Annotated in this window: 9 protein-coding genes; 1 reads left to right on the top strand and 8 read right to left on the bottom strand. The window is 51.8% G+C overall.

Annotated elements, in window-relative coordinates:
- Window positions 1-173 precede the first annotated feature (173 nt).
- Together fhuB and JJQ72_RS01580 are read right to left on the bottom strand one after the other, a co-directional pair.
- Window positions 174-2,276, bottom strand: a complete 2,103-nt coding sequence (fhuB, locus tag JJQ72_RS01585; RefSeq protein ID WP_347880708.1) for a Fe(3+)-hydroxamate ABC transporter permease FhuB — start codon at window positions 2,274-2,276, stop codon at window positions 174-176.
- A complete protein-coding gene (locus JJQ72_RS01580; protein WP_175415295.1) occupies window positions 2,273-3,307 on the bottom strand; it encodes an ABC transporter substrate-binding protein in 1,035 nt (344 codons plus the stop codon). Before JJQ72_RS01580 ends, fhuB begins: the two co-directional genes overlap by 4 nt.
- Window positions 3,308-3,543: 236 nt before the next feature.
- Here JJQ72_RS01580 and JJQ72_RS01575 point away from each other — a divergent pair, with 236 nt between their 5' ends.
- Window positions 3,544-3,891 carry a hypothetical protein gene (locus tag JJQ72_RS01575; RefSeq protein WP_208202504.1) on the top strand — a complete coding sequence of 116 codons (348 nt, stop codon included), beginning with the start codon at window positions 3,544-3,546 and terminating at the stop codon, window positions 3,889-3,891.
- A gap of 200 nt (window positions 3,892-4,091) precedes the next feature.
- On the opposite strand, the gene sstT is transcribed toward JJQ72_RS01575, so the two are convergent.
- The 6 genes from sstT to JJQ72_RS01545 all read right to left on the bottom strand — a co-directional run bounded on the left by sstT (window position 4,092) and on the right by JJQ72_RS01545 (window position 20,673).
- Window positions 4,092-5,309 (bottom strand): serine/threonine transporter SstT, encoded by a 1,218-nt coding sequence (gene sstT, locus JJQ72_RS01570; RefSeq protein WP_208202503.1) that lies wholly within the window; start codon window positions 5,307-5,309, stop codon window positions 4,092-4,094.
- Window positions 5,310-5,444: 135 nt separating this feature from the next.
- Window positions 5,445-6,644 carry an alanyl-tRNA editing protein gene (locus JJQ72_RS01565; RefSeq protein WP_208202502.1) on the bottom strand — a complete coding sequence of 400 codons (1,200 nt, stop codon included), beginning with the start codon at window positions 6,642-6,644 and terminating at the stop codon, window positions 5,445-5,447.
- 169 nt (window positions 6,645-6,813) lie between these two features.
- Complete coding sequence (locus JJQ72_RS01560) at window positions 6,814-7,572, bottom strand: thioesterase II family protein (RefSeq protein WP_208202501.1); 759 nt, start codon at window positions 7,570-7,572, stop codon at window positions 6,814-6,816.
- A 29-nt stretch (window positions 7,573-7,601) separates the two neighbouring features.
- On the bottom strand, window positions 7,602-14,117 hold the full coding sequence (locus tag JJQ72_RS01555) for a non-ribosomal peptide synthetase (protein ID WP_208202500.1): 6,516 nt from the start codon (window positions 14,115-14,117) through the stop codon (window positions 7,602-7,604).
- Window positions 14,110-19,698 (bottom strand): type I polyketide synthase, encoded by a 5,589-nt coding sequence (locus JJQ72_RS01550; protein ID WP_243895791.1) that lies wholly within the window; start codon window positions 19,696-19,698, stop codon window positions 14,110-14,112. The genes JJQ72_RS01555 and JJQ72_RS01550 overlap by 8 nt, the downstream gene beginning before the upstream one ends.
- An 18-nt stretch (window positions 19,699-19,716) precedes the next feature.
- Complete coding sequence (locus JJQ72_RS01545; protein WP_208202499.1) at window positions 19,717-20,673, bottom strand: SDR family oxidoreductase; 957 nt, start codon at window positions 20,671-20,673, stop codon at window positions 19,717-19,719.
- Window positions 20,674-20,820 lie beyond the last annotated feature (147 nt).

The following is a 20,820-nucleotide window of genomic DNA, read 5'->3' as shown; positions in this document are numbered from 1 at the left end:
CTGAAATTCCTCTCCGATGTTTTAATGTTAGAAAATGCAAACTAGAATATTGTCTCACCTTCAGCCTCTTTTGTATAGGGTTCGAGCTTGCGGGCATCAGCTTCCCTATAACGCAAAAAAACCGACCCGTGTCATTACGCACGAGCCGGCAAGCTGACTGAGACAGTCAGCGGTCATTTCACCTTTACTTTATTGCTTCTCCACATCAAATACAGCAGATAGGGTGCTCCGAGCAGAGCGGTAACAATGCCGGAGGGCAGCTCCTTCGGAATGATGACCACACGACCGATCCAGTCTGCCCCGGCTAGCAATATGCCTCCAAGCAGAGCTGCAAGAATCATGGATCTCCGGTGGCTGGCGCCGGTCAGCATCCGGGCTGCATGCGGTGCCAGCAGGCCGATGAAGCCGACCGAGCCCACATTGGCCACCGCGATCGACGCCAGCAGTACCGCGATAACGGCGACACCCATGCGGGTATTCCGCACATGAAGTCCAAGCCCAATGGAGCTTTCTTCATTAAAATTCAACAGGTCTACCCTTCGTCCCAGCCAGACAGCAATCGGCACCAGTATTAGAATCGCCGGAACGATTCGCTGTACCTCGGTCCAGCTTCGATTGTACGTGCTGCCAGCCATCCAGGACAAGGCCGGGGCGACATCCACCTCTGCATAAATAATCATGAGGTTAATGATAGCCGAGCCCAAAGCGGCCACGGCAATCCCTACCAGGGTAAGAATTGTGGGATGGAGGCCCCTTCTCCATGAAACGGCGTAGACGAGTGCTGCGGCCAGCATCCCTCCCAGTACAGCTCCGGCAGGCACCCAGGCTGCAGACAGCTGAGGAAAAGCGACCATGAGCAGCAGCGCACCAGCGCCAGCACCACTCGTAACGCCGATCACCTGAGGATCACCCAGCGGGTTCCGAACCGCATGCTGCAGCAGGCTGCCGCTGATCGCAATAGCCATGCCGGACAAGCCCGCAGTAAGCAGCCGGGGAAGCCGGAAATCCAGCAAAATCTGGCGATACAGGGGGTCTCCTCCACCAGTAAGAACGGCTATGACCTCTGCCAGTGGGATCTTCAGGCTTCCGCCCATCAGGCTAAATACCCACACCAGAAGGAGCAGCATACTGCACAGTAATATCATGACCGGATATGGCACCCTTCGAAGACGGCCGCCGGTAACCATCGAGCCGCCGCCGCTGCCACTTCTGCCCATCATAGAGCGTGAGACGCGCAGCGACAGCCAGATCAGGCAGGGGGCTCCCAGCATGGCAGTAATTGCGCCTACCGGTAGCTCGCCATAGGCATCCACGAACATGCGGGCAATCGTGTCTGCGCCAACAAGAAGCGCCGCCCCCCATAACGCAGCAAGCGGGATGAGACCCGCATGGCGGATGACACCGGACAGACGGACCAGATGCGGTGCCATCAGACCGATAAAACCAATGGGTCCAACCACACTCACCGTGACACCAGCCAGTACGATCGCTGCGCCCATAGCCACAAAGCGGGCTGTGCCCACTCGTTGACCGAGTGAACGTGCGCTTTCCTCATTTAAGGTAAGCACGTCCCAGTGGCGGGCAGACAGACACAGCGCGATCAGACCGGCAATGATCCATGGCCACGAAAAGGCGACACCGTCCCAGTCGTTCTGAATCAGCGACCCGGAGCCCCATAGAAAGATACCCTGGGTCGTCTGCTGATTGAGCAGCACCAGCGCACTGGTTACGGAGGACAGGACCAGGGTCACAATCATACCTGACAGTGCAATGCGGAGCGGCGCCCCTTCCGATCGGCCAGCGAGGGCAAAGACGGCCAGCGCTGCGAGCGTTCCGCCCAGCACCGCCAAAGGCATGGCATATTGGTGCAGAAGACCTGGCCAGAAAATCATCCCGGCTACGACAGCCAGGTAAGCGCCGGCATTCACGCCAAGTGTCGTCTCCGAGGCTAGCGGATTGCGGGTGACCGTCTGCATGAGGACGCCAGATGCAGCCAGCGCTCCTCCAGCCAGCAGTCCCATCACGGTGCGCGGCAGCCGGACACTGCGAATCATATGATGGTCTGCAAGATCCTGAGGATTTAGCAGTGCCTGAACTACAGTCTGAACGGAGATGTCAGCCAGACCTTGAGTCAGGCTGAGGAAGGTTAGCACCAGCAGCGCGGTAATTCCGCCAGCCAGTATCCATAACGGCTTCCAGCTCCTGCCGCGGGAAGCGGTAGGAGCTGGAGGAGCACTGGCCGGGCTGGAATGGGAATGAGAGGACATCAGGCTCATTGAGTGAGCAGATTCGCTGTCTTCTCAGCCATAACCTGAGCAGACAGCGGCCCGCCGTATGGCCACATATCACCGCCCAGGGCATACACCCGGTTCTCTTTAACAAAGTTCAATCCGTTCCAGACAGGATTGTCCTTCAGCTGATTGTCGATGACGTTATCGCTTTCCTGAATGATGTGCAGGAAGTTCGAATCCTGCAAAGGAGGCAGCGCTTCAACGTCTGCTGTTGTAAAGCCGTACACTTCAAATTGCTTCGGCTCATAAGCATTTTGAAGACCGATGTGCTCCAGAATCTTAATGGCCAAGGAATTATTCGTCGAGATTCGGAACGTAACGGCATTCTGATTGCTGTAGCCCATAGCAAGCGTGAACGGACGCTCTGTCATTCCGGCAGCATCCAGCTTGGCTTTAGCATCAGCGTAGGTCTGATCCAGGCCGTCCAGCACCTTGGCTGCTTCTTCTTGCTTACCCAGAACGTCCGCAATCGTATTAAACGTACTGATCATCTCCTCATATTGATCACCATTGCCTTCTGCAGGATAAGGATCGAATACAAGCGTCGGGGCAATGCTCTCAAACGCCGCATAGTTTGCTTCAAGATTTCCCTTCAGACCGATAATCAGGTCCGGCTTCAAGGAAGCAATCAGCTCAAGGTTTGGTTCCTGACGGGAACCGACATCCATAACGTCTGCTCCAATCTCCACGGGAATGTTCACCCATTTATTCATATTCTCAATATCCGCGATGCCAACAGGCTGAATGCCCAGAGCCAGCACATCCTCGGCATACAGCCATTCCAATGCTACCACTCTCTCTGGTACACCTGTAATTGTTGTAGTTCCCAGCACGTGCTCAATGGTCCGGGTCTGTGCCTCACTTTGTGCACCACTTGTGCCCTGACTGGCGCTTTCGCCTGCAGGTGCGGATTCACTGCCCCCACTTTGGTTTGAAGCTGTGCCAGAGCCCCCGCAGCCTGCTAACAGTACACTGAACATGACGAACAATAAGAACAAGCCTTTCATATTACGCAATGTATTTCTCTCCTTTATCTCTCGTTATGTATGGTTGATGATACAGATTGATAACGATTATCATTATCGTCAACATAGATAAATGATAACCATTATCAAAGAGGTTGTCAATCCTGTTTTTTCAGAGAGATTTCAGGAGCTTAATCTTCAGAACAAGCACTGACAATTGCCCCGGGATAAAATTGTTGGCGATTAGGAAAACTAACGTCACCATCAGATCCGGAAAGGAGAGCAGGATGCTATATTTCGTAAGCTTCGGACTGTTACTGGCTGGATTAACATGTATCAACGTTATTTTTTCATATCAGAGCAAGTATATTGACCCTCACTTCGGGTCTACCCTGAAATTTCAGCTGCTGATGCTGCCTCTTTTTCTTGGTTCCAATCTTGCGATCGGATACGGGATCAAATTTGGACTGAAAGCAGTACATCAGCTGGGTTATGTGCTCATCATTGCTAAGTGTATAGAGGTGCTGATCTCGGTGGGGATGGGATATTGGTTTATGAAGGAGGTTCCCACATGGAAGACGTGGATCGGACTCGCTGTCATCGGCGTCGGGATTGCCATGGTCAAGCAGAAATAGCTCAGCTCAAGCTGAGTATGATTCGTCATCCGTGTAACTCCCCCAAGGCATGCCGAGCGCAAGAGCGATCTGAAACGATATCACGATGGCGACAATAAAAGAACAAATACCTGATAAGGATCTATGCCTTATCAGGTATTTGTCAATCAGGTCTACCACAGTATATGAGCACCAGCCCGCCTAAAGTCCTTCAACGGCGGCTAGTTTGCGCCAAACTCCTTGCGCTGACCGGCATATTCAGCTGTAGCTGTAAACAGCACATCCGATGAAGAGTTCAATGCGGTCTCACAGGAATCCTGCAGTACGCCGATGATAAAGCCCACACCTACCACCTGCATGGCAATGTCGCCGGGAATGCCGAACAGACTGGAAGCCAGCGGAATCAGCAGCAGTGAGCCCCCTGCTACCCCCGAGGCCCCGGTCGCGGATACAGCCGATAACAGGCTGAGAATCAGCGCCGTGCCGAAGTCCACCTCAATGCCCAAGGTGTGAACCGCTGCGAGCGTCAGAACAGAAATCGTGACCGCCGCTCCCGCCATATTGATGGTCGCACCCAAAGGGATGGAAACCGCGTACGTATCCTTGTCCAGCCCGAGCTTCTCGCACAGTCTCATATTAACCGGAATGTTGGCTGCCGAGCTGCGGGTGAAGAACGCTGTAAGTCCGCTTTCCTTCAGACACTGAACCACAAGCGGATATGGATTTCTGCGAAGATGAAGAAACACAATCAAGGGATTCATCACCAGAGCCACAAACAGCATGCAGCCTACGAGCACCAGAATCAGCTGACCATAATCCAGCAAGGACTCCAGTCCATTAGAAGTAATGGATTCAAAAATCAGTCCCAAAATGCCGAGGGGTGCAAACTGAATGATCCACCGGACGATGAGCGAAACGGCATCGGCGCCTTGAGCCAGCACATTTTTCATCGTTTCACCGGCATTCCGAAGAGCTGCCCCAAGCAGAATCGCCCAAGCCAAAATCCCGATAAAATTCGCATTCATCAGAGCATGGACCGGGTTATCCACAATATTAAACAACAGTGTCTGCAGCACTTCAGCAATTCCTTCAGGAGGAGCGAGGTCCTCCGTGCCTGTTACCAGCGATAGGGAAACGGGAAACAGGAAGCTCGCCCCTACCGCGATCAAGCCTGCCATAAACGTACTGATGCCGTAGAGCATCAAGATCCGCTTCATGTTCGTCCTGCCTCCTGGCTTATGATTGGCAATAGCCGACATAACCAGCAGCAGCACCAGCAGCGGAGCAACGGCCTTTAATGCAGATACAAATAGAGATCCCAGGATACTAATGACTGCCGTATCCGGAAGCACCAAGGCAAGAATTACGCCGGCCAGGATTCCCCAACCGATTCGTTTGACAAGACTGATTCGGCTCCATGCCCCAAATACTGATTTCATCGTATTCCTCCGGTTCATAGGTAAGTCACTTGGCTACGCCGATGGAATACCATAACGCTGTAGCGAGGTGTAGCGTTAGTTTATCACGGAATAGATGGCTTGTGCAGGGATGGTTCTTTTTCCCATCCAGATGGCTCAGGCTTGCTCCGCTGCATCTTGCCGCGTTAAGGACGCGAAAGCCTTCACAGCCGCTTCATAAAACACGTTAGCATCCTCTGCCGTGGTAAAGCTTGCCTGAGCCATGCTGTCGCTGCCCCCGCCTTTGGCTCCGCTATGAAGCTGCTGTTTCACATAGGCACCACAGCCGGGGTGTTGGTCACCCCGATGTGCGATAAGCACTTTAAGATCGGGGTCGGACTTCAGCACGGTGACCACATCCTCCTGTTGGATCATTCTAAGGGCCAGGCTTTGCAAATCCTTGAGCGACCGGTCTGCAAAGGATGAGTGAACTACGCCTCCGTCACGCTGCGCCAGCAGGCGCTCTCCGAGATAGGCGTCATTCTCGGCTTTTAATGCTTGAACCTGTACCAGCAGCTGCCTCTGCTCCTGTTCCCATTTGGCCACGCGGTTCATCATCTCTTCCTTCGGCGCATGGAACCGGACTGACAGCTTGGCGAGAATGTCTGCACTCTGATTGAATTCCTGCAGCGCTCGATACCCGCTTTTAAAATAAATCCGGGTATGTCCCTTCTGCTTCTCACACTTCAGCAGCTTGATCATCCCGATCTCTCCCGTAGCCGAGACATGAGTACCGCCGCATGGATTATATTCAATCCCTTCAATCTCTACGATGCGGATGTCTCCAGTTACAGCCGGAGGCTTGACGACTGGCAGCGCCTCCGCTTGCTCCAAGCTGACCCAGTAGCTCTTGATAGAGTGATTTTCATAAATCTCTTGCTGAACGGCCAGCTCCAAATCCCGCAGCTCTTGCTGAGAAAGCTGTGATCTTTCAATATCAATCGTGCAATAATCCTGACCGAGATGAAAGCTTAACGTGGATGCTGAAAGCTCCTGCAGACAAACTGCCGACAATAAATGCTGAGCGCTGTGATGCTGCATATGATCAAACCTTCGGTGCCAATCCAGACGGCAGTTCACGTCGCCGCCCGCCGGCAGCTGGTCCACCTGATGGAGCAATTGACCCTTCTCTGACTGTACACCCAGCACCTTAGCGTTGCCGATCCAGCCGTAATCACTCGGCTGCCCGCCTCCCTCCGGGTAGAAGGCACTTTCCTCCAGCGCAATATAAATGCCATCCTCCCGCTCAACAGTATTTGTTATTTCTGTATTCCACTCCCGGATATAAGCAGAGCTGTAATATAGCTTTTGTGTCATCGCTGTGTCCTCACTGTTCTTGTTGGATTGAGATTTCTTCTCTATACCGCTTTTAATGTATCATAAATCTTCAAAATTGCTGCATATCGTGCGCCGGGCGTAAAGAAAAAGGAAAGCCCCAGAGGCTCTCCTTTACTAATAACAATTCATTATAGATGGCTGCTGACTTCTATTGCTTTCCTAGTGAATGTTCAAGGATGCGAAGCAGTAGATCTGCTTCAGGATGGAGGAAGAAGTGGTCACCCTGCAGCATATGCAGCTCAAAGCCACGACTAGTGTGGATGCGCCAGGCGTCCAGATCATCTTCATGGATACTCACATCCTTCCTTCCACCGATAGCGGTAATACCACAGTCTAAATGCTCGCCCGGCCGAAATTGATACGTATCACACAGTTCAAGATCTGCACGGATCACAGGCATGTACAGCTCCATCAGCTCCGCATGATTCAGCAGCTCCTCATTCGTGCCGTTTAACTGGCGCAGCTCATGCTTTAGTTCCTCATCCGATAATAAATGACGGCCCTTCTTGGGGCGGGGAAGGTGAACGGCACTAAAGGCGGAGACGAATAAATGCGACAACTGTCCAGTGCGGGAAGCACTGAGTTTACGCGCCAGCTCAAATGCGATCATGGCACCCATGCTGTGACCGAACAGCGCCAATGGCTTGTCCGTATATGGCATGATTTCATGGAGTAAACGATCAATCATTTCATCAAGGTGAACCAGCGGCTGTTCCATAAAACGCTCGCCTCTCCCCGGCAGCTTCACAGCAAGCACTTCAATCTGTGTGGAAAGCTTCTGGGGCCAGTGCTGGTAGATCAAATGATTTCCTCCCGCATATGGCAAGCAAACAAGGCGTAATTGAGCATGGGGACGGGGTTCAGGAATGTGAATCCACGGATGGCCGGCCGCTAATGTATTGTTCATTGAGCTGTACTCCTTTCTCGCACCAACATCTATTCCAGAGCATAACTAGCAAATACAAGGCTTTCCAGATATACTGCAAGCTCTGCGATCGTCGGTTTCTCGAATAAGACTCGCAGCGGATGACTCTCTCCCGTCTCATGCTGCAGCCTAATCATGAATCGAACGGCAAGCAGTGAATCTCCGCCTAATTCAAAGAAATTGTCATGTACACCAACAATGTTTATCTTCAGAACATCCCGCCATAATGCTGCCAGTCTTTCCTCCAGATCTGTTCGAGGGAGAACGGTATCCATTGGCGGTGAGGATACATTTAGCTTAATGACTGGCAGTGCCTTCCGATCTACTTTTCCATTACTTGTGAGCGGCATCGACTCCAATCTCAAGAAAACCGCCGGAAGCATATAGTGAGGCAGCTTGCTGGAAAGGTAGCTCCGCAGTTCTTCCTGCGTAATCTCGGCAGAAGCTTCGCGTCCTGTCCAATACGCAGCGAGCCTTGGCTTCTGATCTTCCGCAACCACGACAGCAGCAGCCGCTTCCCGAACCTCTGGATGTTGAGTAAGTGCGACCTCGATTTCGCCCAATTCAATACGATACCCCTGGACCTTGACTTGAAAGTCTTCACGGCCTAAAAATTCAATGTTTCCATCAGGCAAATACCGTCCCAGATCGCCTGTCCGGTATAAACGTTCTCCCGTGCGGGGATGAATGATGAAGCTCGACGCCGTTTTTTCATCATCACGATAATATCCTTTGGCTAATCCAACTCCGCTAATATACAGATGTCCCGTCACCCACACAGGGCATGGCTCCAATGAAGCACTATTCAACACGTGGAAGCCTTGATTTCGCATCGCACGCCCATAAGGAATACTGGACCAGCCAGGGTTCACCTCTTTGATTACATATAAAATGGACCAGATGGAAGCTTCCGTCGCTCCTCCCAAGCTCACAATTTCTGCACCTTTTGACAAGGAACGAATATCCTCTGGAAGTTTGAGCGGAATCCAGTCCCCGCTAAGGAGAATGAGACGCAGCGATTCCGGCACAGCTACAAGCCTGCTTGCAGCGTATTCAACCAGCATCCCCATTAAAGCCGGAACCGAGTTCCACAAGGTTACACGCTCTTTTTGCATTAATGACATCCAGTGTGCAGGATCTTTTCTGCTCGCAGCCTCCGGCAAAACGATCGTCCCACCTGCAGCCAGGACACCGAAAATATCATAAACAGACAGGTCAAAGCTAAGCGAGGATAAAGCCAGCACCCGATCCTTTTCAGTAATATTAAAAGTATCATTCACATCTAAAATACTGTTGACTGCGCCCAAGTGGTCAATCATGACGCCTTTAGGCTTACCTGTCGATCCCGACGTAAAAATAACATACGCCAAATCCTTCAACTGCTGGGCTGATTCCAGCGGTTCATCCTCAACGCCTTCAGCAACTCCATCGTCGACAATGAGCCAGGTGATGGACTTGTCTTGCCGGTTCATCACCTCCTCAATCCATGGCTGGGTAAGCACAATACTTACCTCGCCCTGCTCTAACAAATAGTCAATGCGTTCCTGAGGCAGCTCCGGATCAATCGGCAGATACGCTGCGCCGGACTTCAAGATGCTGACAACGGCTGCGATCTGCTCCCAGCCTTTCTCCATCATCACAGCAACAAGCTGATTCGCCCCTGCACCGGATTGACGCAGCTTGCGGCCCAGCCGATTCGTCAGCCGCTCCAGCTCTTCATAAGTCATAGAACGCTGCAGCATGGAAACGGCAGTGTGCATAGGAAATTGTCTGGCTTTTTGGCTAAACAGCTCATGTAGCATTAAACCCGCAGATTCTTCCTGTTCTTTCCTTTCGCCGGCTGAATCAAGCAGAGAGCTGTGAGGATGACGAATGACGTTTTGTTCATGCCAGATGGCGTCTTCATTAGCAAGCCGGTACAGCAGGTCGAAAAAAGCGGTAAACATCTCCTCCAGCATGCCCTCCGGAAACAGCTCCCGAACGACGTCCCAATTACAGTAAAGTACTTTTTCGTCTTCCCACACCCCGCAATCCAGCCATACCTGCGAGGTTTGCGTAATACTATAAACCGGCTTCAAGTCGAATCCTGTTAGCTTGCGATCGGGGATAGGCAGCGTCAATGCACTCGTAAATACGACCGGCATAAGCGCACTTTGGTATTGACCGTGCATTCGGCTCAGCTCGCGCAACACCTGCACACCGCTGACGTGATGATGTTCAAGATCATTCCATAGATTTGTCTGTGTCATTGCTGCGCGTTCTACAAAACGATCGGAGCCCGATCCATCGATTTCCAGCAAAGTGAGTGACGTAAATTCCCCAACCATTTCATTGACCTGCGGATGCAGCTGCATCCGGTTCAGAAAGGTCAGATTCAGACAAAACCGCGGATGCTTGCTCCAGACAGCAAGCACTTCGGCAAAGGCAGCAAGCAGCACACCCGATGCCGTCAGACCCATGGACGTTGCTTTAGTTTTTAAACGGCTCCAATGATCTCCTTCTAAGCGGTTGTGCAGACGTGTGAAGTATGGGTTCTTCAAAGAATCCGGGGATTTGGCCATTGGAAGCTCCGGAGCCGGAGGCAACTCAGGCACACGCGATTTCCAATACTCCAAGGAGCGTTGGTATGCACTTGACGCTTTCATCCGTTCCTCGGCCTGGACATAGTCCCGAAACGTAATCTTCAGCTCCGGCAGCTCGGCATCCGGATTGTGGTGCAGTTCGGCCAGCTCCCGCAGAAGAACGACGTAGCTCCAGGCGTCAAACATCAGCGCATCCGAGCTCAGATGAATCCTGGCTCTGCCGTTATGAAGCAGGCTGACTCGAAGATCGAACACGGGCCACTTGTTCGTTGCAAGCATCTGATGCGACATCTCCTGCCTCAGTGATGCGAGCTTCAGCTCGACTTCTTCCGGTTCCAGCTCTTGAAGCTGTATAAATGGAATCTGATAGAAAGGAACCTCCTTCAGCACCTGCTGCATCCCATCATCCGTAACAATAGCCCGTAGCATGTCATGGCGAACAATGAGTCTGTTCCAGGCCGACTCGAAACGATCGGCATCGAAATCCTCCACATCCAGCTCATCGTAGCTATGGGTCGAAACATTGCCCATTTCAAATGCATCGTTTCTTCCGATCCAGTAGGCTTGCTGTACATCGGTTAGCGGAAACTTCTCGTAGCGATTTTCGGCGTCGGGTATACATTCCGGTATTTCATGAATGGCTTCTTTATAGTGTTCAAGCTCACCCTTCTCTTGCGCAATTACAGCAGCGAGCTCTGCAATGGTCGGAGCTTTAAACAGTACCTGTATGGACAGATCTACCTTAAAAATCTTGCGGATCTGGGCGAGAATCTGAATCGCTAACAAAGAGTGGCCTCCACTGACAAAGAAGTCAGTATGAATCCCCATTCTGGGCACTTTAAAAGCTTCAGTCCAGATTTCGCACAGCATCTCCTCGGTCAGCGTTCGTGGTGATACATAAGCATTGTTCAGGTCCATGAATATTTCCGGCGCTGGCAGCGCGTTCAGATCTATTTTTCCGTTAACCGTAAGAGGCAGTGTATCCACGATGATATAGGCAGCAGGCACCATGTAATCCGGCAAAATATTCTTGAGGGCTTGGCGCAGCCTTTCAATGTTCACCTCACTGCTGTCTTCAGGGATAATCCAAGCCGCCAGGATAGAATCCTCCCAAACCTTTACAGCACATGCCTGTACCCCTGGATAAGAAGTAATGGAGGTCTCAATCTCCCCGAGCTCAATCCGATATCCTCTCAGCTTGATCTGATTGTCCATCCGCCCTATCAGTTCGAGCCTGCCATCCCATAGAAAACGAGCCCTGTCACCTGTTCGGTAGAGCAGCGCGCCTTCCTCGTCACTGAATGGATGCTGTACAAATCGCTCTGCAGTTAGGTCCGGCCGGTTCCAATAGCCTGCAGCCAGCCCTCTCCCGCCAATATACAATTCACCCTCGATGCCGGCAGGAACCGGCTGTTGTGAAGCGTCTAACACATAGACATATTGATTGGGAAACGGACGACCAATCGGCATGAGCTGATGTGGTGATAGGTCTTCAACGCCTGAGTCACAGTACGTAGTGTCGATCGTGGCCTCGGTCAAACCATAAGAGTTAATCAATGTGGTTTGAGGACCGCACAACATTTTATACATCTCGTATTCATGCACATACCACCGATCAGATCCAATGCACAGCACACGCATAAAATCAAGAGTTCGACCTGTTTCCTTCAGAAACTGAACAAGATTTCGGAAAACAGCCGGCACAAATTCCGCGCAATCCACCTGCTCATGCACCATGGTCTCGTACAATTGCTCCGCACTGAGGACTACATCCTTATCCACCAGCACAAGCTTGGCTCCGGAACAGAGCGCTCTAATCCAATCGCCCGTGAACACATCAAACGAAAAGCTGGCCAGCTGCAAATGCGAGCGGGTCTCCGATGAAAGCCGGTATGCTTTCTCCCAGCCAACAAGGGCGTTCACCAAGCTGGCATGGCGTACCATTGTGCCTTTGGGCTTCCCTGTTGTACCCGAGGTATAAATGAGATAAGCCAAGCTGTTCTCCGTACCGGAAACGGGAAGATTGCCTTTCTCCCCTGCAAAATTTAACAATGTCTCACCATCAAGAGAGATCTGATTGATGGAGCAGTCTTTAAAACGATCTGTGGTCTGCATATGTGTCAGGAGAATAGAAATCTGCGCGTCCTCAAGCATAAATTCTATCCTGTCAGCCGGGTAGCTGGGATCAATGGGCACGTATGCACCCCCTGCTTTCAGAACGGCCAGCACGGCGGCGACCATATCCATGGAACGTTCCAGACAAATGCCTACACGGCTGCCGTGCTCAACACCTGCTTGCTGCAGTGAACGTGCGATCTGATTTGCTCTCGCATTCAGCTCATCGTAGGTCCATACTTGTTTGTTATGCACTAAAGCAGGCCGTTCAGGCGTTGCGTCAGCCTGCCGCTCGAACCATTGATGGATCTGCAGTTCACGTTCATATGCCAAGGATTCTCCGCTCCATTCGTAAAGAATGGTATGCCGCTCTGTCTCAGATAGCATCGGCAATGCAGAAATGGGGCAATCCTCCATACGTACAACGGATTCCGCAAGAGTGCAGAAATGATCAGCCATTGAGACAATACGCTGACGGTCAAACAGATCTGTATTGTATTCAAATATGCATGTAGGACCTTCAGGACCTTCGTAAATGTCCAGTGAAACATCAAATTTCGCCGTCCCGCCGTCCACGGCTTCATATACAATGGAGCGTTCGCCGAGCATCATTTCAGGCAGCGCATTCTGATAGGTAAACAGCACCTGAAACAATGGGTTATGACTCAAGCTCCGTTCAGGATTCACTGCATCTACCAGTCGATCAAATGGAATATCCTGATGCTCATAGGCCTCCAGTGCCGTCTGGCGAACCTTACCAAGCAGATCCGCAAAAGAGGGTTCGCCGGATAGGTCTGTTCGCATGGGCAGTGTGTTCACGAACACGCCGATGGCCTGCTCAGTGTTAGGCAGATGACGGCCGGAGATCGGAAAGCCTACCGTAATGTCAGTCTGTCCTGAATAACGGTAGAGGAGTACTTTGAAGAGAGTGAGCAGAGTCATAAACAACGTAGCTTCCTGTTTTCGACTAAATGTTCTCAAGTCGTCATACAGCGCCTGAGGCAGCAGCACAGTATACGCAGCCCCTTTAAACGTCTGAACCGGTGGACGCGGCCGATCTGTTGGCAGCTCAAGCACCGGCAGCTGACCCTGGAGATGCCCGGTCCAATAACGAAGCTGCTTGTCCAACACCATTTCATTCACTTTTTCTCGCTGCATGGCCACATAGTCTGAATATTGGAGTGCTGGAACCGGGAGTGAAGATACCTCAGCACCGGAAGCTAAAGTCTGGTAGATGGCTGCCAGCTCTTTAATGAAAACGCTCAGCGACCACCCATCGAATATGATATGATGCATCGTGACAATGAGACGATATTCGTCACTCTTCAGCCTGACGAGCGTAGTCCACCACACGGGTCCGTTTCGTAAATCACACGGTCTCTGGACATCTTCATTCTGAACCCGCATCATTTCTAGTGATTGCAGCTGGTCCGGCAGAGCTTGAAGATCTACAGATTGCCATGACAGGCGGGGAAGGTCTGCCACGATCTGAACAGCCGCACCTTCCTGGTCCGAAGCAAATGTCGTACGCAGCACATCATGCCGGCGTGCCAGCTCCTCCATGCTGCGCTTGAGCAGCTTCTCATCCCAATCGCCACGCAGTTGAAACCCCGATGGAATGTTGTAAAACGGGCTCTGTGGATCAAGCTCCTGCAAGAACCAGAGCCGCTGCTGGGTAAAGGAGAGAGGGTATCTCTCCTTGGATTTCCCGGCGGTGACAGGCTTTTCGTCAGCGGGGGACTCCTGCAGCTTTTTTTTGATTCCTTTTAAGAATTCCATTCGTTGGTCAGCAGTCAGTGCGGCCAGCTTGTCCTTTAATGTCTCATGCATGCTCGTTCCCCCTGCCGGCAGCCGCTTCCTGCAGCAGCGCTTCGACTTCTTCAAGACTCAGTGACTCCGCCTCTGACAGCAACGCCTGTACCTCATCGCTGTCATTCTTCTCACCTGGCACCGGCAGCTGCGGCAGCAAAAGTGCCACCAATTGCGCCACGCTGGAGCCTTTTAGCAGTTCAACGACAGCCACAGTCGTGCCTAATCTGGATTCAATCACATTCTTCATTTCAATCGCCATCATAGAATCCAACCCCCAAGCATGAATGGGATGATCCGGCAGCAGCTGCGAACTCTGAATCCGCAGGATGGAAGAAGCTACCTCTGTTATATATTGCTCCAGTAGATGCTTTCGTGCCTCCATGTCCGGAAGACGCTGTAATTGGCTAAGGATGTCGACGGAGTGATTGGAAGATCCCTGCTGAGCTTGAGTATCTCCCTGCTGAACCACCAGCTGCTCCAGCATGATTGGCGCAATCCCCATCGGGAAATTCTTCTCGGCGACGACCGGCCAATCTGCAGCAACGACTGTTGCTTGTACCGACTGCTGACCGAGCAGAATCTCCATCGCCTTTAGACCCTGTTCATTACTCATCGGATACAGGCCGCGATGACTAAAAAATGTAATCAGGTCAAGCTGTGTCGCCATTCCGACCTCGCCCCACGGTCCCCAGTTAATGCTGAGTGCGGGTAAGCCAAGCCTTTGGCGATGATGTGCTACGGCGTCCAAGAAAGCGTTGCCCGCCGAATAATTCGACTGTCCCGGCGATACGACGACGGAGGCGATGGATGAAAACAGGACAAAGAAGTCCAGGGGCTTGTCCGCAAACTGAGAATGTAAATTCCAGGCCCCCATCACCTTCGGCCTCAAAACATTACGAAACTGCTGCTGGTCCATCTGGATCAGAAGCTGAGGCTGGGCTACTCCGGCTGTATGAACGATGCCTCGAATAGCAGGCCAGTGCTCCCGTTCGTAGTCCGCGACGAATCGGGCAAGCTCTTTTTCATCTGCAATATCAAATCCTGCCACATGAACCGAAGCTCCCATCCGCTCAAGCTCCTGTACAGCTTTAATTCTGTGAGCCAGTGTGTGGTTGTCTATTGGATCAGACCACCTGGAACGTGGCGGCAGCGACTCGCGGCCCAGCAGAATAAGCCGGCGCGCACCACGTTCAACCATCCAGCGGGCGATAAGAAGACCGAGTCCTCCCAAACCACCGGTAATGAGATAGCTGCTGTCCGCACGCAATGCTGCCGGTACTTGGTAAGGGGATTCTGCCTGGTCCGTTAACCGAAGTATATAGCGCTCTCCGCCACGAAAAGCGATTTGATCTTCTCCGTCAGAGGATAACAACTCGTCAGCAAGCCGACCTGCGTCGTCTACATCCTCCAGATCAACAATGCCTCCCCACATATCCATGTGCTCCTGATGTCCAATAGTACGTGCTAATCCCCATATCATGGACTGGGCAATCTCTAAGGGCTGACCGTGATTTTGAACGTCCTGGCAGTTTCGCGTCACAAGCCACAGCTTGGGCTTCTTCCGCCAGATACGATTTGACATTGCCTGCACCAGATGCATCGTTGCTAGAACACCTTCGTCCTGTGCCTTTTGGAGACCTTCCAGATCAAGGGACTCCGCCGATGCTGCGTCCAGGCTCCACAAGTGGACAATACCGGCTAGATCGGCATCATCTGCATCCATAATATCTTGTAACAATGATGAGAAGTCATTGGGGTTAAGCGGGTTGACCCAATATCGTCCGAGCGCAAGGTCAGATCGATAACGCATATCAGGATCTGAATATACTCGTATACACGAGTGCCCTCTCTGCTCCAGCTCCGCTACCAGTTTATCCGCAGCACCCTGACGATCCTGCAGTACGATCCATCGTCCTGTGTTAGCTGATAAAGGCGTTATGTCGTTGTCCCTCTGCTGTAATTCCCATCGAAGCTCGTAATGACTTTGCTTTTTTGAAGCCGGCTCCTGCTCATCCCGAAGTGATACCGCGTGACAGCCACGAATCTCCAGAATCACATGCCCTGCTTCGTCCAACAGTTGAATATCACCTTCGAGACCCTGCTCATTCTGTTGTGTGATTTTAGCGTAAATCCACATCGTAGGGGTAAGATCACCGAAAACAAAGCCTTCACCGACACGAACCGGCATGTAAACTGAAGAGGATTGGGTGGATATGGGCAAAGCGGCCGCCATCACCTGGAAGCACACGTCCAGCACAGCCGGATGAATCCGATAAGAGGTCAGGTCACTACTTATGTCGAGAGGGACATTCACACTGGCCAGTGCCTCTCCTTCTCCCTGCCACAGCTGGCGTATACCCTGAAATGATCTCCCGTATTCCAAGCCCATCGTCTTGAAATGCTCGTAGCATATGTCACTGTCCACTTCTTTAGGGCAGCGTTGCTGCAAATCTGTAATATGAAGACGTTCTGCATCTCTCTTGCCCTGGAAAGGTCTTACCTTCCCTTCTGCATGCAAAGTCCATTCCGAGTTTTGCGGATTACTGTATATGCTGAAGGAGGACGCTTGTGGATCCACAATGATCCGGAGTTTAACGGTGCTTTTGTTGTCGATAAATAACGCTTTCACAAAGCTAATATGCTCGGTATACAGGGCATGTGCAGCTTTTCCGTACCATTCCCGCATGGCAGCCATACCCATTTCTACATAGCCTGCGCCAGGGAATACTATTGCGTTCTGGATCCGGTGATCGTTGAGGTAAGACAGTTTCCAAAGATCCAGCTCCACTTCCCAGGTAGGATCAGGCGATGGAATACGCCGTCCTAATAAGGGATGAACCTCCTTCTCAATCCGATCTTGAATTGAGGCAGCAGACTCCTGCCAGTGGCGTTCCCGCTGCCACGGATAGGACGGAAACGGAATGAATGGAACCTGATCCGGATAAAGCACATCCCAGCGGACATGACAGCCGTGTGCGTACAAGAGGCCCAGTGATTCCAGCATGGTTCTGCGTTCCGGCGCGCTGCGTCTAAGAGACGGCAATACGTATCCTTCCACTCCTTGCTTCTGTAAGCATTCTTTAATAGAGCTTCCCAGCACAGGGTGAGGACCGACCTCAAGAAACAATCGATATCCGTCTTCCAGAATATCCTGAACAGCAGAAGCAAAATAAACGGGCTCACGTACATTTCGCCACCAGTACTCGGCATCCAGATCGCTACCTGCTACTTTATGCCCCGTTGCGGTACTGTATAAAGGAACGCTTTCAGGCCGCAGCTCCAGATCATGCAGCACATCCATAAGCTCTGTCTGCAGCGGGTCCATATAGTGACTATGGTAAGGAACATTGACTTGCAGATATTTGCAAAAAACACCTTCAGCTTCAAGCTCCTCAGTCAACGGCTGCAGCATCGTAGGGTCGCCTACGAGCGTTACTGAACCCGGGCTATTGATCGCAGCAATGGATACCGATTGAGAAATGCCTTGAATTCGGGATCTGGCCTGCTCAAGCGGAAGGCCGACCGCCACAAGCCGACCTTGTCCTGTAGTCGTTTGCTGTAAAGAGCTGCGGTGATAGATAACCCGGACTGCTTCTTCAAGACTCATTGCACCTGCAGCATAAGCTGCCGCAACTTCACCGGCACTGTGTCCCACAATAGCTGCTGGCTCAATGCCCCATGAGCGCCACAGCGCGGTAAGGCCGATCTGCACGGCAAAGTTGGCAGGCTGGGCTACCTCGGTATCCTGCATCCGTGAATCCTGTTCCTCCGCCAGCATGGCATCCTGCAGTGACCAGCCGGAATAGGACCTAAAGATGTCATCAATATGGATGACTGCTTCCCGGAATATGGATTCCTGTTCAAAAAGCTGGCGTCCCATAGCCCACCACTGCGGTCCCATCCCCGTATATACAAACACAATACGCGGAGGGGATGCTGCGGATCCGTCTCGATTTAAGCTGGAGGATGAGGCCGCAAGCGGGAACTCTTCGGACTGCAAATCGTTCAGCTTTGCAATACATTCTTCCGTAGAGCTTGAAACGATAGCTGTTCTGCAGCTATGGTGTTCACGACGCAGCGCCAGTCCGTAGCCCAGCTGTTTCACAGAGGCCGGGGACTCTTGATCTCGGACGCTGTCAAGGAGATGACTGGCATACGCTTGAAGCGCTGTATCACTCCGTGCCGATAACGGGATCAGATAATCCTCAGTAACCTCTACCTGATTCTGTACAAGGCTTGAGCACAGTGAGGATGCCTCCGGCGCCTCCTGTAATATGACATGGGCGTTCGTTCCGCCAAATCCAAAGGAATTGACACCAGCGATTCGCGGTCCTTTTGACTCTGGCCACGGAGTAAGCTCTTGTGGAATACGAAGCCTGAGCCTGTCAAATTCAATATCCGGGTTTCCCTTCCGCAAATGAAGATGCTGCGGAATTTGTCGGTGCTTCAGGCACAGCACAGTTTTGATGAACCCCGCAATACCGGCAGCTGCCTCCGTGTGGCCAATGTTTGTTTTGACAGAGCCTATGTAGCAGACATTTCCTTCACCGCGGCCCTCGGATAAAACAGAACCCAGTGCATTTGCCTCAATCGGGTCGCCAACAGGGGTGCCTGTGCCATGAGCCTCCACATACTGTACATTACATGGAGCAATGTTCGCCTCCCTGTATACATCTTGCATGAGCTGTCGCTGAGACTCCCCGCGTGGAACGGTAATGCCAGAACTGTGACCGTCCTGGTTTACACCGGTTCCTTGAATAAGTGCATGAATGAGATCTCCGTCCTTCAAAGCCTGCGTCAAGGGCTTCAGCAGGATGACTCCGGCTCCTTCGCCTCGCACATAGCCATTAGCTCTGGAGTCGAACGCTTTGGAGCGACCGTCCGGTGAAAGCATCCCCGCCTTGGATTCGGCAATAAAATAATCTGGCTTTAGCATTACGTTCACGCCGCCTGCAAGAGCCTGCAAGCTCTCACCGCTCCAGATGCTTTGGCAGGCCAGGTGAACAGCAACTAGCGATGAGGAACAAGCCGTATCTAAAGAGATGCTCGGCCCCCGAAAGTCGAAGAAGTAAGAAATCCGGTTCGCAAGCAGTGTCATCATCGCTCCTGTGGCTGTGTGGGAGTCAACCAGATGCCGATTGCTCTCTGCAAATTGAAGCAGCTTATAGTCCAGCGTAAAGCCTCCCATAAAGACTCCGGTCTTCGTCCCCTTCAATCGTTCAGCCACTTGTCCGCCGTTTTCCAGCGCCTCCCAGCAAACCTCCAGCAGCAGCCGCTGCTGTGGATCCATCAACGATGCCTCACGAGGTGAAATCCCGAAAAAAGCCGCATCAAATTGATCAATCTGCTCTAGAAACCCACCCCATTGCGTGTTCGTCTTTCCTGCCTTTGACCGATCAGGATCATAATAGCTGGAAATATTCCAGCGATCTTCAGGGATCTCGCCAATGCCATCCACCCCTTGGCACAGCATGCTCCAAAAGTCCTCAAGATTACGCGCACCACCGGGAAAACGGCAGCCCATGCCAATCACTGCGATCGGCTCTCTGACTTCACTGCTGTCACCGCTGCTCATCCTCTGACCGACTTCTACCATCATTTTTCACCCCTAGATATATTATCTTGCTCCTGCAACAACGTTTGTGAGCTTAAACCAATTCATGGTCTCGAGGACAGCCTGATGGTGAGGGGTCGTTAATTTGCCGAAAGCACGTTCATACTTGCTGCTGTCCACGACGAAGGGGTGCTCATACAAATAAAGCATCTCCTTTAGCTCCCTCATGTTGGCATTAAACAGTGACATCATCGACACAAAGGCCTTAGGTGCCACTCGAAATTTTGGCTGCTGATCTGCTGACTTGTAGGCCATCGTTATTAACTCCCGGGTTGTGATCACTTCTGCGGAGGGCACATGCCAGATTTGGCCGAGTGCCTCCTCACGTTCGCCCAACGTCACGAGTCCTCTTGCGAAGTCACGGATATAAATATAGGTATGGGGGGTGTCGATGTCTCCGAGCACCTCTGCCGGCTTGCCTTCAAGTGCGGCCCTAAAAACACGCTCTCCCAATGCAGAATCCAGCACACCTGGACCGTAAAAGTCGGAGCCGCGGCCAATGACAGCTCGAACCACACCCTCGCGGTGCGCGGCCATTAATCGGTCTGACATCTGAGCTCTTGTTCTGCCTTTGCGCCCTGTTGCAGCATTCGGTAAATTTTCCGTCAATGGCTCGCGCTTCACTCCGTACATGTACAAATTATCGCCATATACCAATTTGGCTTGTTCTGCCGCCGCTGCTCCGATTATGCCTTCCATAATAGGCGGAAACTTTTCCGGCCATTCTGTATAAGGAGCTTTGGCACAATGGTAGATAACGGATGCCCCTCTACAGGCTTGAGAAATACTTACCGCGTTAGTGGCATCACCCTTGACGACCTGCACGCCATCAGGCACCGTCGCCTGCCCGCTCCGGTTAACCATGCGAACGACATGTCCCCGATGCAGTAATTCCTCCATCACAGCTAAACCTAGCGGTCCCGTACCGACAACGACATGAAGCTCATGACTCTTCGACATACACTTCCCCTTTCTGGCATTTTTTTGTATAAATAGTCACTTCCATTATATGCAACAAAGTGTACTTGAGTAAATATATTTATCTTTGTAAATTTTATTAAAAAAGCTTGGTTTTTATGTAAAATGGAGCAAATCAATCTCTGCATA

Source organism: Paenibacillus sp. F411 (assembly GCF_017582705.1).
Classification (GTDB): Bacteria; Bacillota; Bacilli; order Paenibacillales; family Paenibacillaceae; genus Paenibacillus_AQ; species Paenibacillus_AQ algicola.
The sequence above is the reverse complement of the archived record's forward strand: the minus strand, read 5'-3'. Positions and strand labels throughout refer to the sequence as shown.

Excerpts from the sequence above, each read along its gene's own strand:
- fhuB (WP_347880708.1), bottom strand. The coding sequence starts at position 2,276 with ATGAGCCTGATGTCCTCTCATTCCCATTCCAGCCCGGCCAGTGCTCCT.
- JJQ72_RS01575 (WP_208202504.1), top strand. The coding sequence starts at position 3,544 with ATGCTATATTTCGTAAGCTTCGGACTGTTACTGGCTGGATTAACATGT.
- sstT (WP_208202503.1), bottom strand. The coding sequence starts at position 5,309 with ATGAAATCAGTATTTGGGGCATGGAGCCGAATCAGTCTTGTCAAACGA.
- JJQ72_RS01565 (WP_208202502.1), bottom strand. The coding sequence starts at position 6,644 with ATGACACAAAAGCTATATTACAGCTCTGCTTATATCCGGGAGTGGAAT.
- JJQ72_RS01560 (WP_208202501.1), bottom strand. The coding sequence starts at position 7,572 with ATGAACAATACATTAGCGGCCGGCCATCCGTGGATTCACATTCCTGAA.
- JJQ72_RS01555 (WP_208202500.1), bottom strand. The coding sequence starts at position 14,117 with ATGCATGAGACATTAAAGGACAAGCTGGCCGCACTGACTGCTGACCAA.
- JJQ72_RS01550 (WP_243895791.1), bottom strand. The coding sequence starts at position 19,698 with ATGATGGTAGAAGTCGGTCAGAGGATGAGCAGCGGTGACAGCAGTGAA.
- JJQ72_RS01545 (WP_208202499.1), bottom strand. The coding sequence starts at position 20,673 with ATGTCGAAGAGTCATGAGCTTCATGTCGTTGTCGGTACGGGACCGCTA.